Source organism: Pseudomonas sp. P5_A12 (assembly GCF_056400685.1).
On the sequence record NZ_JBFUKU010000024.1, the window covers coordinates 1 to 13860 of the forward strand.

Annotated in this window: 11 protein-coding genes and 1 pseudogene; 9 read left to right on the forward strand and 3 right to left on the reverse strand. The window is 59.3% G+C overall.

What is annotated here, in order from left to right; translation table 11 throughout:
- From gacA to AC1DSG_RS05850, 3 genes and pseudogenes are all read right to left on the reverse strand, one after another.
- A pseudogene (gene gacA / locus AC1DSG_RS05840) lies at positions 1 to 377 on the reverse strand (response regulator transcription factor GacA); the annotation flags it as partial.
- 127 nt (positions 378 to 504) lie between these two features.
- Positions 505 to 948, reverse strand: a complete 444-nt coding sequence (locus AC1DSG_RS05845) for a GNAT family N-acetyltransferase (protein ID WP_477790015.1) — start codon at positions 946 to 948, stop codon at positions 505 to 507.
- Positions 949 to 1707, reverse strand: coding sequence for a carbon-nitrogen hydrolase family protein (locus tag AC1DSG_RS05850; protein WP_477790016.1), 759 nt, complete (start codon positions 1705 to 1707; stop codon positions 949 to 951).
- Between the two features lie 624 nt (positions 1708 to 2331).
- Here AC1DSG_RS05850 and AC1DSG_RS05855 point away from each other — a divergent pair.
- The 9 genes from AC1DSG_RS05855 to AC1DSG_RS05895 all read left to right on the forward strand — a co-directional run bounded on the left by AC1DSG_RS05855 (position 2332) and on the right by AC1DSG_RS05895 (position 13857).
- The gene (locus AC1DSG_RS05855; protein ID WP_477790017.1) at positions 2332 to 3411 is read left to right on the forward strand and encodes a 3-deoxy-7-phosphoheptulonate synthase; all 1080 of its coding nucleotides are present in this window, start codon (positions 2332 to 2334) and stop codon (positions 3409 to 3411) included.
- A 308-nt stretch (positions 3412 to 3719) separates the two neighbouring features.
- Positions 3720 to 4601, forward strand: coding sequence for a lipase family alpha/beta hydrolase (locus tag AC1DSG_RS05860; protein WP_477790018.1), 882 nt, complete (start codon positions 3720 to 3722; stop codon positions 4599 to 4601).
- 82 nt (positions 4602 to 4683) lie between these two features.
- Positions 4684 to 4965 carry a peptidylprolyl isomerase gene (locus AC1DSG_RS05865; protein WP_477790019.1) on the forward strand — a complete coding sequence of 94 codons (282 nt, stop codon included), beginning with the start codon at positions 4684 to 4686 and terminating at the stop codon, positions 4963 to 4965.
- Between the two features lie 136 nt (positions 4966 to 5101).
- Positions 5102 to 6970 (forward strand): extracellular solute-binding protein, encoded by a 1869-nt coding sequence (locus tag AC1DSG_RS05870; RefSeq protein ID WP_477790020.1) that lies wholly within the window; start codon positions 5102 to 5104, stop codon positions 6968 to 6970.
- Complete coding sequence (locus AC1DSG_RS05875) at positions 6970 to 8031, forward strand: microcin C ABC transporter permease YejB (RefSeq protein WP_477790021.1); 1062 nt, start codon at positions 6970 to 6972, stop codon at positions 8029 to 8031. The genes AC1DSG_RS05870 and AC1DSG_RS05875 overlap by 1 nt, the downstream gene beginning before the upstream one ends.
- Positions 8031 to 9053 (forward strand): ABC transporter permease, encoded by a 1023-nt coding sequence (locus AC1DSG_RS05880; RefSeq protein WP_477790022.1) that lies wholly within the window; start codon positions 8031 to 8033, stop codon positions 9051 to 9053. The genes AC1DSG_RS05875 and AC1DSG_RS05880 overlap by 1 nt, the downstream gene beginning before the upstream one ends.
- A 14-nt stretch (positions 9054 to 9067) precedes the next feature.
- Complete coding sequence (locus tag AC1DSG_RS05885) at positions 9068 to 10642, forward strand: ABC transporter ATP-binding protein (protein WP_477790023.1); 1575 nt, start codon at positions 9068 to 9070, stop codon at positions 10640 to 10642.
- Positions 10643 to 10762: 120 nt separating this feature from the next.
- Positions 10763 to 12178 (forward strand): sigma-54 interaction domain-containing protein, encoded by a 1416-nt coding sequence (locus AC1DSG_RS05890; protein ID WP_477790024.1) that lies wholly within the window; start codon positions 10763 to 10765, stop codon positions 12176 to 12178.
- Between the two features lie 287 nt (positions 12179 to 12465).
- Positions 12466 to 13857 (forward strand): GntP family permease, encoded by a 1392-nt coding sequence (locus AC1DSG_RS05895; protein ID WP_477790025.1) that lies wholly within the window; start codon positions 12466 to 12468, stop codon positions 13855 to 13857.
- Positions 13858 to 13860 lie beyond the last annotated feature (3 nt).

Below are 13860 nucleotides of genomic sequence, written 5' to 3' on the forward strand. Positions count from 1 at the left end.
CTGATGTAGCGTTGCCCCGCAAACACCAGGCGAATGGCCTGAACCATTTCCGGCAACCCGGCGCCCTTGGTCAGGTAACCAGCGGCACCGGCCTGCAACAACCGCGTCGGAAACGGATCCTCCTCGCACACGGTAACCGCGACGACTTTGATATCCGGGTGACTGCGCAACAGTTTGCGCGTGGCTTCAAGACCGCCGATACCGGGCATCTTGACGTCCATCAACACCACATCGGGTTTCAGCTCACGCGCTTTCAGCAGGGATTCTTCCCCTGACTCAGCCTGGCCGACTACTTGTAGGCCATCGATGTCAGCCAGCATTCGTGTAATGCCTGTACGAACGAGATCATGGTCATCGACTACTAGCACCCTAATCAAGCAGACACCTCGCGATTTGGTCTTATTGGGTTGCCGGACACCTTAGCAAAAAGCAACTGGCAGACCTAGCGGCAAGCGTCATATAAAAAGTATCAATTCGTCTTGAAAGGCTTGTTGCCAGCGTGTTTCAGCGGTGCACCTCATCGGCATCACGTTGCATTCTCAGGAAACACTCGTCTTTGCCGACCACCTTCAGCCCTTTTCTCTTGTAAAGATTTTTTGCCGGATTGTTTTCAAAAACGGTCAGGCGTAACGCCGGACGACGTTCCTTGCACACGAGTGCGAATACCTGATCAATCATCCAGGAGCCTGCGCCCTGCCCTTGGAACGCTTCGAGAACGTGCAGCTCGCGGATATATAAGGCGCTCGCATCGCGACTCAAGCTGACAAAACCCAACACAGCATCACCGAGTACAATCATGCGGTTATCGCGCCCGACCCAGGCTACATCGAACGCCTCATCCAGCCACAGCAAATCGTGCTGAATGAAATAGCGCAGCATATTTTCTCGGGTCAGCTTCCGGGCGAAGTCGAGGTCTTCGGATGACGCCAAACGCCATTCGAAACCCATTCAAGCCTCCGAAACATCGACGATATGCCCACGCCAGTCACCCGCTTCGCGGCGAGCCACCACCATCACATTCCCCGCACCGTGCGCCGCGACAATGAGCGAACCGTCCGACGCCCAGATAGCACTGCGCCCTGCAGACTCCCAACCCCCGGTTGCACCGCCGTGGTTGGCCATCAACACCGTCATTGAATGAGTGCTGGCATAGCCTTGCAGCAGCGCCGTATCCGGGGCATAGCCGTTTTCCGTGATCAGCACACCGGCGGCATACAGGTCGGCGCCCTGCTCCGCAGCGGCCACCGCGTGACTGGCGTCAGAAAAATCGGCACACACCGCCAGCGCCACCGTATCGGCACCGATCGTCAACATCGAACCACCTGCGCCTGGGGCAAACGCCACTTCTTCGCCGGGATGCAGATGCTGCTTGCTGTAAACCCTGAGCGAACCATCAGCACCGAACACCAATGCGCCAATCAAGACAGACGAATCGTCTGACAGCCGAATCGGCATGCCGACCACACTGGTCACACCGACTTCCCGGGCGAAATCCCGCAATGGCTGCAACACCTCGGCATCCGGTGAGACTGCCAATTCGGCAGCCAATCCGCGCTCATACCCGGTCAGCGACAATTCCGGAAAGACCAGTAACTCGACACCCTGCTCCGCGGCAACCGCCATGAAACGCTGATGCCAGACAATATTGGCGGCGAGATCACCCGCGACGGAGATCGATTGAGCGGCAGCAATGGTCAACGGCGTCATGCTTCGTCCTTGTGACGTTAGAGAGTGGGCAAAACCCAAAGTGTGTCATAAAGCAGCGCGCACTCAAGCGATAGAAAACGCGGTCGGCAATCGATAGCATTTTCTGATTGAAACCGCGCACCGGCCTCGAGTAAGCTCGGCGCATCCATCGGAGACAGACCATGTTCAACGCCCTCTCACAGCATCCAAGAATCAGCGCCCTGCGCTCGGTGGCGGCTGCGCGGGCGAATGACGTTTGTGCTCCGGTCAGCTTTTATTTTGGGTATTGGTTTAGCCACTGGCGCGCCTGATACCCACACGGCGCCCACTTTAAAAGGGTCGCCGCCAGAGTTTTCCAAACCCCCGGTCGGCCTCCCGACCGGGGGTTTTGTTTTTTCAGCCCCGCACACTTTTGCGACACCAGACACTTTGAGGATTCACCACATGAACTACGCCACTTATTACCGTTACGACAGTTTTACCGCCTGGCGATTTACCAGCCTCCGCTCGGGACAGCCTGCCGCCTCCGATCGGTCACCCACAGGTGGCAAGCACACACACGCAGCCAATCCGGCCAATTGTCGAACACCCCAGTAGGGCCGAGCGCGCGGGAACGAACCCGCCGCCAGCCCAGGAAGCCTTGCCATGAACTCGTCCGTCTCTGCTCTGCCGCTGTCCACCTTGAGCCCTGCCAATGAAGCGCTGACTTTGCGTCTGCCCAGCTCATTGCAACTCAAACAGCAATTGCCCCTCAGCAACACCCTGACCCGGCAAGTTGCCGCTCACCGCGACGCAGTCCGTGCGATCCTCAACGGTGAAGACTCCCGTTTGCTGGTGATTGTCGGCCCTTGCTCGATTCATGACCCACAGTCCGCCCTCGAATACGCTACCAACCTGGCCCGACTCGCCACTGATGTCCGCGATGAAATGCTGCTGGTGATGCGCGCCTACATCGAAAAGCCGCGCACCACTGTCGGCTGGAAAGGCCTGGCCTACGACCCGCATCTGGATGGCAGCGATGACATGGCTGGTGGCTTGACGCTGTCGCGCGAACTGATGCGCGAAATGCTCCGCCTCGGCTTGCCGATTGCCACCGAACTGCTGCAACCCATGGCCGCCGGTTACTTTGATGACCTGTTGAGCTGGGTGGCGATCGGTGCCCGCACCACCGAATCGCAGATCCACCGGGAAATGGCCAGCGGCCTCGGCATGCCGGTCGGTTTCAAGAACGGCACCGATGGCGGCGTGGCCGTTGCCAGCGACGCCATGCGCTCGGCCGCCCATCCGCATCGGTATTTCGGCGTCGATAGCCAGGGACATCCTGCGATCATCCAGACCCCAGGCAATCCCGACACACACCTGGTGTTGCGCGGCGGACACCGTGGACCGAACTACGACCGCGACAGCGTTGCCCAGGTGCATCGCGATTTGTCCCGACTCAATATCCCGGCGCGAATCATGGTCGACTGCAGCCACGCCAACAGCGGAAAAGACCCGGCGCGACAACCTGCAGTGTTCAACGACGTGCTTGAACAACGCCTGCAAGGCAACCGTTCGCTGATCGGCATGATGATCGAGAGCCATTTGTTCGAAGGCTGCCAGCCCTTGAGTCCATCCCTGCGCTACGGCGTCTCGGTCACCGATGGCTGTCTTGGCTGGACCGGGACAGAGCAGTTGTTACGCCAGGCTGCCGACCGGCTTCGGGTGCAGCGCGAGCATCAATAAAAAAACCTGACGCAATTTCTGTAGCAGCTGGCGAAGCCTGCTGCTACGGATTGCTCTATGGCTTGAACAGGACATCACTGACAGGTAAAGCCGTTTCCTGAGTAGGCCATCGCAAGAAAACGCGCGGTTACAGATCAAAAGATGTCGAAACATTCCGAACAGGACCTCAAGCACATTCGAAATTTCCTACGTTTTCTATACCTTTTTCAGCAGCTTACAGCGGACTCCTCATACACCGCCGAAGCGCTGGTGTGCTTTAGAGTGAGCCCATCTGCACACCTCTGAACGACCGCGAAAAAGGAATGAACATGCTACGGAATGCAACCACCCAGCACCCTATCCTGCTGATCCACGGCCTTTTTGGCTTCGATCGCATCGGCACCACCGAATTCTTCCATAACGTCAAGCAGTCCCTGCGAAGTGCGGGGGCCAGGGTGTTCATCCCGCACCTGTCAGCTACCCATAGCAACGAAGCACGTGGCGACCAACTGCTGGCACAGATCGACCGAGTGCTGCAAGGAACCGGCGCCAACAAGGTCAACCTGATCGGCCACAGCCAGGGGGCATTGGCAGCGCGTTATGCAGCGGCACTGGCCCCCCGTGCCATTGCGTCGGTGACCTCCGTCAGCGGCCCGAACCACGGCTCGGAACTGGCCGACTTCCTGCGCAAGGCACTGACGCCGGGCCGACTTCCGGAACATGTCGCCGACACGATTGCAACGCTGTTCGCCGATTTTGTGTCATTGCTCAGCGGCAACGTCCACCTGCCGCAGAACGCTGTCGCCGCACTCAATGCGCTGACCACCGAAGGCGTGGGGGCTTTCAACGACAAGTACCCTCAAGGGTTGCCCAAGACCTGGGGTGGCAAGGGGCGCGAACTGGTTAACGGCGTGCGTTATTACTCCTGGAGCGGCACGTTACAGGGAACCCTTCTCGACGAAGGGCACTATGCGCTCGACCCGCTATATGGATTCCTTCGCGCTTTTTCCCATTACTTCACCACCGAAGCAGAGCAAAATGACGGCATGGTCGGCCGCTACAGCTCACATTTGGGCAAAGTCATCCGCTCCGACTATCCGCTGGATCATCTGAGCAGCCTTGGCCATTCAGATGGCCATAGCCGCAAAACCATCGATCCCGCTGCGCTGTATGTGCAGCACGCCGAGCGCCTGAGAATCGCCGGCCTATAATCTGTCCGGAACTTTGACGAGAAATAGGCCACTGAATCCGGTAGGCTCCGCACTTTACTGAATATTGAAAGGAGTATTTCCCATGGCTAAAGCCACTGCCCGTCACATCCTGGTTGCCTCGGAAGCCAAGTGCAACGAACTGAAAGCCCAGATCGAAGGCGGCGCTGATTTCGGCGAAGTCGCCAAAGCCAACTCCACATGCCCGTCCAGCCGTCAAGGCGGTGACCTGGGTTCGTTCGGTCCTGGCCAGATGGTCAAGGAATTCGACGCCGTGGTGTTCAGCGCTCCAATCAACACCGTACAAGGCCCGGTGAAAACCCAGTTCGGTTATCACTTGCTGGAAGTGACCAGTCGTCAGGACTGATTGATCCGCCAGGCTTTACGCATAACGGCCCGCCTTTTGGTGGGCCGTTGTGTTTCAGATACGTTTTTAGGCTGGCGAGGGACGCGCCGCTAGCGTACAAATTGTGGTTTTCGATCCTCCGGCTCTAAGGCTGACAATGCGACTGGCTTTCCCCACTTTGTTGTTTACTGCCGTGGCGCTGCTATTAGGCGCCGCCGGTGTAAATGCTGCACCGCAACATGCGTTGACCGTATATGGCGAACCCGCGAAGTATCCTGCAGGTTTCAGTCATTTTGCCTACACTAACCCGCAAGCTCCAAAGGGCGGCACGATGCGTCGCTCGGCGGTCGAAATAGGTCATTTCGACCATATGCTGCCGTACATCGACAAGGGCATTGGCGTCACTCAAATCGACGGCTTGCTCTACTCACCGCTGGCCCAGCGCTCGCTGGATGAGCCCTACACCGTGTATGGCCTCGTCGCACAACAGATGGAGCGCCCGGACGACGGTCTGTTCCTGCGTTTCTATCTCAACCCCAAGGCACGTTTTGCCGACGGCAAACCGATCACGGCCGAAGACGTGCGCTACTCCTTCAACCTGTTGATGACCCAAGGCAGCCTGCGCTATCGCACCCAATTCGCTGACGTCAAAGGCGTGGAAGTTGAATCGCCTCTGACCGTCCGGTTCGATTTCAAAAGCAACGAAAACCGCACCCTGCCCCTCGACATCGCGACGCTGCCGGTGTTTCCCGAGCATTGGTGGAAGACCCGCGACTTCGCCGGCGGCGGCGGGTACGAGGCACCGCTGGGCAGTGGCCCCTATAAAGTGGGCAAAGTCGACTCCGGTCGCAGCATCACGTTCGAGCGCGACGCCAATTGGTGGGGCAAGGATTTACCCGTCAGTCGCGGCCTCTACAACTTCGATCGCTTCAGCATCGAGTACTTCGGTGACACCGACGTCGCGCGCCAAGTGCTGCGGGGCGGGGCCTATGACTACAACCGCGAATTTTCCGCCACCGGCTATTCCATCGGCTATGACAGCCCGGCCCTGAGCGACGGTCGCCTGCAGAAGGCTCACCTGGCAACAGACGCGCCGCAGACGGCGCAGGGGTTTGTCTTCAATCTGCAGAACCCGATTTTCCAGGATCGCCGGGTGCGTCAGGCCCTGGCCATGCTTTGGGATTTCGAGTGGAGTAACCGGCAGATGATGCGCGACATGTACATCCGCCAGCAGAGTTACTTTTCGAACACTGACCTGGCTGCGCGGCAACTGCCCGATGCGGCGGAGCTGGCCATTCTTGAACCGCTGCGCGGGCAGATACCCGATGAGGTGTTCACCCAGGTCTTCGAAGCACCGAAAACCGATGGCAGCGGTGTGATTCGCGACAAGCAGTTGCAAGCGCTGGAGTTGCTTGAACAGGCCGGCTGGAAACCCGATGGCGATCAACTGGTCAACGCCGATGGCGAGCCGCTGAGCTTTACCTTCCTGGTCAGCCAGAACGGCATGGACCGCTTGCTGCTGCCTTACAAACGCACCCTGAAACAGATCGGCATTGACCTGAACATCCGTCGAATCGATTCGTCGCAGTACGTGAATCGCCTGATGAGCCGCGATTACGACATGATCGTCACCGGCTACCCGGTCACCACCTCTCCCGGGGGTGAACTGTTCAATTACTTCGGCTCGATCTCGGCCAACGACCCCGGCGCCAATAACTACATGGTGCTGAAGAACCCGGCGGTCGACACCCTGATCACCGGTCTGGTCCACGCCACCACCCAGCCCGAGATGCTGCGTTACGCCCATGCGCTCGACCGGGTGCTGCAATGGAACTACTACTGGATTCCCAACTATTACCCGCCGGGCACATCGACCGTCTGGTGGAACCGGTTCGGCCGCCCCAACGAGCAGGCCAGCAATGACGAGGCCATCGAGAGTTGGTGGGAAATAAGCACCACGCCGCTGACCAACCAGCAAATGACCGCTGAGCAAATCAGCCGTGGCAAACCCGGAGGGCCGCACTGATGTGGGCTTACATACTGCGGCGTTTGCTGCTGATCATCCCGACACTGGTGATCATCCTGTTAGTCAACTTCGTCATCGTCCAGGCGGCACCGGGCGGTCCGGTGGAACAGGCTATCGCGCACCTGCAAGGCATCGGCGGCGCGGCGGTCGGTGGCGGGGCCGGCGAAACCATGCACGGCACCTCGCGCGCCAGCCGTGGCCTCGACCCCCAGCTGATCAAGGACATTGAAAAACAATACGGTTTCGACAAACCCGCCCATGAACGTCTGTGGCTGATGCTCACCAGTTACGCCCGGCTCGACTTCGGCAAGAGCTTCTTCCGTGGTGCCACGGTCACCGACCTGATTCTGGAAAAAATGCCGGTGACCATTTCCCTCGGGCTTTGGGCCACGTTGATCACCTATCTGGTGTCGATCCCCCTGGGTATCCGCAAGGCCGTGAAACACGGCAGCCATTTCGACATTTGGAGCAGCACCGCGATCATCATCGGCTACGCCATGCCGGCGTTCCTGTTCGCCATGTTCCTGATCGTGGTGTTCGCCGGCGGCACCTCATTGAACTGGTTCCCGGTGCGCGGACTGGTCTCGGACGACTTCGAGTCGCTGTCGACCGTGGGCAAAGTCGCCGACTACTTCTGGCACCTGGTGCTGCCGGTGACGTCGCTGGTGATCGGCGGTTTCGCCACCCTGACCATCCTCACCAAAAACTCGTTCCTCAACGAAATCACCCGCCAATACGTCATCACTGCACGCGCCAAAGGCATGAGCGAACGCCGGGTGCTGTACGGGCACGTCTTCCGCAATGCGATGTTGCTGGTGGTGTCGGGCATTCCGCAGGCGTTCATCAGCGTGTTTTTCGCCGGCTCCTTGCTGATCGAAGTGATTTTCTCCCTCGATGGCCTGGGCCGCATGAGTTATGAAGCCGCCGTCTCGCGCGACTATCCGGTGGTGTTTGGCTCGCTGTTCATCTTCACGCTGTTTGGCCTGCTGATAAAACTGGTCGGCGACCTCTGCTACACCCTGGTCGACCCACGTATCGACTTCGCCGCGAGGAATGCCTGATGTTCAAGCTCTCGCCCTTGGGCCGTCGTCGTTTTGAACGATTCAAGAAAAACCGCCGGGGTTGGTGGTCGCTGTGGTTGTTCATTGGTCTGTTTGTGCTGACCTTGGGCGGCGAGTTGATCGCCAACGACAAGCCGCTGGTGGTCAGCTATCAGGGGCAATGGTATTTCCCGGTGTTCAAACGCCACACCGAGCAGGCGTTTGGCGGGCAACTGCCGTTCCAGGCGGATTACCGCAGCGACTATGTGCAAAAGCTGATTAAAAAGGACGGCGGCTGGATGCTGTTCCCGCCGATCCCGTTCAGTGACGACACGCCCAACTATGACCTCAACAAACCCGCGCCGAGCCCGCCCACGAATGTGAACTGGCTGGGCACCGACGATCAGTCTCGGGATGTCTTGGCCCGGGTGATTTTTGGCGCGCGCGTGTCGATCCTGTTTGCGTTGATGCTGACCTTTGTCAGTGCCCTGATCGGCATTGCCGCTGGCGCCCTTCAAGGCTATTACGGCGGTTGGGTCGACTTGATCGGCCAGCGCTTGCTGGAAGTCTGGTCCGGGCTGCCGGTGTTGTACCTGCTGATCATTCTCTCGGGATTCGTCGAACCAAACTTCTGGTGGTTGCTGGGGATGATGGCGCTGTTTACCTGGCTGGCGCTGGTCGACGTGGTGCGCGCCGAATTCCTGCGCGGGCGCAACCTGGAATACGTCAAGGCCGCCCGGGCGCTGGGCCTGACGGATCGCAAGGTGATCGTGCGACACATTCTGCCCAACGCGATGAACGCGACCCTGAGTTACCTGCCGTTCATTCTCACCGGGGCGATTACCACCCTGACGGCGCTGGACTTCCTCGGTTTCGGCATGCCCGCCGGCAGCGCCTCCCTCGGCGAACTGATCGGTCAGGGCAAGCAGAACCTGCAAGCGCCGTGGCTGGGACTGACGGCTTTTTTCACCCTGGCACTGATTCTTTCTTTACTGGTGTTTATCGGCGAGGCATTACGTGATGCTTTCGATCCGAGATCCTGACGCGGACTGTTGATATGAGTACCCCCCTGATCGAAATCCGTGACCTCAGCGTCGCCTTCAATGGCGAAACCGTGGTGCGCAACCTGTGCCTGGACATCCGCCCCGGTGAATGCCTGGCGCTGGTTGGCGAGTCGGGGTCCGGTAAATCGGTGACCGCGCATTCGATCCTGCAACTGCTGCCCGAAACCGGCACAGAATCCAGCGGCAGCATCCGCTATCGCGGCAAGGAACTGCTTGGCGCCCCGGCCAACGTGCTGCGCGAATTGCGAGGCAACCGGATCGCGATGATTTTTCAGGAGCCGATGACGTCGCTCAATCCCCTTCACAGCATCGAAAAGCAGATCGGCGAAACCTTGCTTCTGCACAAAGGCCTGACTGGAAAAGTGGCACAAGCGCGGATCCTTGAGTTGTTGCACCTTGTCGGCATTCAAAAGCCCAAGGAGCGGCTCAAGGCCTACCCCCATCAACTCTCGGGCGGCCAGCGTCAACGCGTGATGATCGCGATGGCCCTGGCCTGCGAACCGGAGTTGTTGATCGCCGATGAACCGACCACGGCGCTGGACGTGACGGTGCAACGCAAGATTCTGATCCTGCTCAAATCGCTGCAACAACGGCTCGGCATGTCGCTGCTGCTGATCAGCCATGACCTCAACCTGGTGCGCAGTATTGCCCAGCGTGTCTGTGTGATGAAAGGTGGGGAAATCGTCGAACAGGCCACTTGCGAAACGATTTTCACCGAGCCGAAGCATCCTTATAGCTGCGTACTGTTGAACGCCGAGCCAGAGGGCGAGGCCCTGCCCCGCGACGAGCGCGAGAATGTGCTGGAAGTGGACAATCTGCGCGTGCAATTCCCCCTCGGTGGCGGCTTGTTCCAGCGCAAGACTTACCTCACTGCAGTGGACGGCATCAGCCTCAACATCCAGCGTGGCAAGACCCTGGGCATCGTTGGCGAGTCCGGCTCGGGCAAGTCGACGCTCGGGCAGGCGATCCTGCGCTTGCTCGACTCCGAAGGCAGCATCCGCTTTCAAGGCGAAGCACTGGATGGCCTGACGCAAAAGCAGCTGCGGCCGTGGCGCAAGAAAATGCAGGTGGTATTCCAGGACCCTTATGGCAGCCTCAGCCCACGGATGTCAGTGGCGCAGATCATCAGCGAAGGCCTTGAGGTGCACAGCCAGTTGACCGATGAACAGTGCAAGGCCGAAGTGATTCGGGCGCTGGAAGAAGTCGGCCTGGACCCGCAAAGCCGTCATCGCTACCCGCACGAATTCTCCGGCGGCCAACGCCAGCGCATCGCCATCGCCCGGGCGCTGGTGCTGAAACCGGCGCTGATCCTGCTGGACGAGCCGACCTCGGCGCTGGACCGCACCGTGCAAAAACAAGTAGTCGCCCTGCTCCGCCAGCTTCAGGAAAAACACGGCCTGACGTATTTGTTCATCAGCCATGACCTGGCAGTAGTGCGCGCCCTGGCCCACGACATGATCGTGATCAAGGACGGTAAAGTGGTGGAAAGCGGCGCCAGCCATGATGTGTTTGATTCGCCACAGCATCCGTACACCAAAGAGCTGTTGGCGGCGGCGCATCCGCGGTAAACATTAGACCGCTTCGCCTCAATCGCTTGCAGGCCCACACAGTGGAATGCGTTCCAAATGTGGGAGCGAGCCTGCTCGCGAAGAGGCCCACACAGGCAATACACAATCAGGATCCAGCACATGAACACCACCGAAAGCCTCAAGGATTACCAGCGTGTCCGCCTGCTGGCGATCCGTTCGCTGTTCGAGATCATCGAGCAGTCCAGCGAAGGCACGGTGATTGTCGACCGCGATGCGAATATCGTGTGGATGAACGAGCGGTATGCCCGGCGCTTCGGTCTGGAGTCGGCAGAAGGCGCTATCGGCAAGTCCTGCGAAAGCGTGATCCCTGGCAGTCTTTTGCGTGAGGTAGTACGCACCGGGCGCCCGATTTTGCTGGACATGCAGGACACGTCGAAAGAGCCTCTGGTGGTCATGCGCCTGCCGATTCATGACGATGGGGGCGTGGTGATCGGCGCGATAGGTTTTGCACTGTTCGACGAATTGCGCAGCCTGTCACCGATGCTCAAGCGCTACATGAGCATGCAGGAAGAACTGGCGTCCACCCGCTCGCTGCTGCGGGCGCGGCAAACCAAGTACAACTTCGCCCATTTCATCGGCACCAGCGCGGCCAGCCTGGAGGTCAAACGGCGTGCCCGACGCAGTGCCAGCGCCGAGTCGCCTGTGCTGTTGCTCGGTGAAACCGGCACTGGCAAGGAACTGCTGGCCCAAGCGATTCATAGTGCTTCGCCACGTGCGCACAAAGCCTTCGTCAGCATCAACAGCGCGGCGATTCCTGAATCTTTACTGGAAGCGGAATTCTTTGGCACCGCCCCCGGCGCGTTTACCGGCGCCGACCGCAAGGGCCGCGCCGGTAAACTTCAGATCGCCCAGGGCGGCACATTGTTTCTCGATGAAATCGGCGACATGCCGCTGCCGCTGCAAAGCAAATTGCTACGGGTTTTGCAGGAAAAGGAATTCGAACCGGTCGGCTCCAACGAAGTGATTCAGAGTGATGTGCGGGTGATTGCCGCGACATCCACTGATCTTGAGGCCGCGATCAAACGGGGCGAGTTTCGCGCGGATTTGTATTACCGCCTCAACGTGCTGCCGATCCATGTACCACCCCTGCGTGATCGGCTCGACGATATCCCGGCCCTCAGCGAAGCGATCCTTGAGGAACTGCGCAGTCAGCATGAACTGAACCCCGAGGCGCTGGATTTGTTGGGCCGGCACGCCTGGCCGGGGAACATCCGTGAACTGCGTAACGTTCTGGAGCGGGCGGCGTTGCTCAGTGATGACCTGGTGCTGGATGCTGCGGAAATTCGTGCGGCGATTGGCACCCTCACACCGGTCGAGCGCTCGACACCGCTGATGATTGAGCCGGTTGCGCACGAGACGTTTAGCCAAGCTCGGGAGCGGTTTGACCGGCAGTTGATTGAGTCTGCCCTCGCAAAATGCGGGGGCAAGGTGATTGAAGCGGCGGCGCGATTGGGGTTGGGGCGCTCGACTTTGTACAAGAAGATGGTGGCGTTGGGGATTGCAGAGTCTCAATAAAGAGACACGAATCTCCATTATTAGACAGACCATCGCGAGCAGGCTCGCTCCCACAGGTTTAGCGAATCAGCTGCAGGAATGCGGTCAACTGTAGGAACGGGCTTGCCCGCGAAGAGGCGCGAGCAGCCGGCAAAAGTCTCCAAACAGAGACAACCCTCTCAAAATCTCATCACGCCTCCTATATTTATCTTTATATTTCAATAAGTTAAGCGCCTGGCACGAATCTCGCTAAAGCCTCTCCTCACAAAAGACCTACCCTACAAAAATAACAATCCAGGAGACACACCATGAGTGTGATCATTGCCTTGGCAGCCCTTACGCTGCTGATGGTGGCTGCTTACCGCGGCTACAGCGTTATCCTATTCGCCCCGATTGCCGCCCTCGGCGCCGTCCTGTTCACCGACCCTTCCGCTGTTGCCCCAGTCTTCACCGGGGTGTTCATGGAAAAAATGGTCGGGTTCATCAAACTGTATTTCCCGGTGTTCCTGCTCGGCGCGGTGTTCGGCAAACTGATCGAGTTGTCCGGCTTCTCCCGCTCCATCGTCGCCGCCGCCATTCGCCTGCTCGGCACGCGTCAGGCGATGTTGGTGATTGTGCTGGTCTGCGCCCTGCTCACGTACGGCGGCGTGTCGCTGTTTGTGGTGGTGTTCGCGGTCTATCCGTTTGCCGCTGAAATGTTCCGCCAAAGCAACATCCCCAAGCGTTTGATCCCCGCGACCATCGCCCTCGGTGCGTTCTCGTTCACCATGGACGCCCTGCCCGGCACCCCGCAAATCCAGAACATCATCCCCAGCACCTTCTTCAACACCACCGCCTGGGCGGCGCCGTGGCTGGGTTTGATCGGCGCGATCTTCGTGTTCTGCGCCGGCATGCTGTTTCTTCAGCGCCAGCGCAATAAGGCTCAGCGCTCCGGCGAAGGCTATGGCACTGAATTGCGCAACGAGCCGGAAACGGCACTCGATATCAAACTGCCGAACCCGTGGATCGCCCTGTCGCCGCTGGTGGCCGTGGGCATCTCGAATCTGTTGTTTACCCAGTGGATTCCACAGTGGTACGGCAAGACCCACACCCTCCAGCTACCGGGCATGGCCGCGCCGGTGACCACTGAAATCGCCAAGCTGACGGCGATCTGGGCGGTTCAAGCCGCGTTGCTGGTGGGCATCGTCATGGTGCTGGTGTTCGGTTTTCAGGCGATTCGCGGCAAGTTGGCCGAAGGCAGTCGAAGTGCAGTCGGCGGCTCGTTGTTGGCGGCAATGAACACGGCGTCGGAATACGGCTTTGGGGCGGTGATCGCCTCGTTGCCTGGCTTCCTGGTGCTGGCTGACTGGCTCAAGAGCATTCCGAACCCGCTGGTCAACGAAGCCATTACCGTGACCGTGCTCGCCGGCATCACCGGTTCTGCCTCGGGCGGCATGAGCATCGCCCTGGCGGCGATGGCCAATCAATTCATCGCGGCGGCCCATGCGGCCAATATTCCGCTGGAAGTGCTGCACCGCGTGGCCGCGATGGCCAGTGGCGGCATGGACACCCTGCCGCACAACGGCGCGGTGATTACCCTGCTGGCGGTCACCGGCCTGACGCACCGCGAAGCCTACAAAGACATTTTCTGTATTACGCTGATCAAGACCCTGGCGGTCTTCGTGGTCATCGGCATTTTCTACGCCACTGGCATTGTGTGAGGT

Coding starts and splice junctions, on each gene's coding strand:
- AC1DSG_RS05850 (WP_477790016.1), bottom strand. CDS start 1,707: ATGACGCCGTTGACCATTGCTGCCGCTCAATCGATCTCCGTCGCGGGT.
- AC1DSG_RS05845 (WP_477790015.1), bottom strand. CDS start 948: ATGGGTTTCGAATGGCGTTTGGCGTCATCCGAAGACCTCGACTTCGCC.
- AC1DSG_RS05870 (WP_477790020.1), top strand. CDS start 5,102: ATGCGACTGGCTTTCCCCACTTTGTTGTTTACTGCCGTGGCGCTGCTA.
- AC1DSG_RS05895 (WP_477790025.1), top strand. CDS start 12,466: ATGAGTGTGATCATTGCCTTGGCAGCCCTTACGCTGCTGATGGTGGCT.
- AC1DSG_RS05885 (WP_477790023.1), top strand. CDS start 9,068: ATGAGTACCCCCCTGATCGAAATCCGTGACCTCAGCGTCGCCTTCAAT.
- AC1DSG_RS05875 (WP_477790021.1), top strand. CDS start 6,970: ATGTGGGCTTACATACTGCGGCGTTTGCTGCTGATCATCCCGACACTG.
- AC1DSG_RS05880 (WP_477790022.1), top strand. CDS start 8,031: ATGTTCAAGCTCTCGCCCTTGGGCCGTCGTCGTTTTGAACGATTCAAG.
- AC1DSG_RS05865 (WP_477790019.1), top strand. CDS start 4,684: ATGGCTAAAGCCACTGCCCGTCACATCCTGGTTGCCTCGGAAGCCAAG.
- AC1DSG_RS05860 (WP_477790018.1), top strand. CDS start 3,720: ATGCTACGGAATGCAACCACCCAGCACCCTATCCTGCTGATCCACGGC.
- AC1DSG_RS05855 (WP_477790017.1), top strand. CDS start 2,332: ATGAACTCGTCCGTCTCTGCTCTGCCGCTGTCCACCTTGAGCCCTGCC.
- AC1DSG_RS05890 (WP_477790024.1), top strand. CDS start 10,763: ATGAACACCACCGAAAGCCTCAAGGATTACCAGCGTGTCCGCCTGCTG.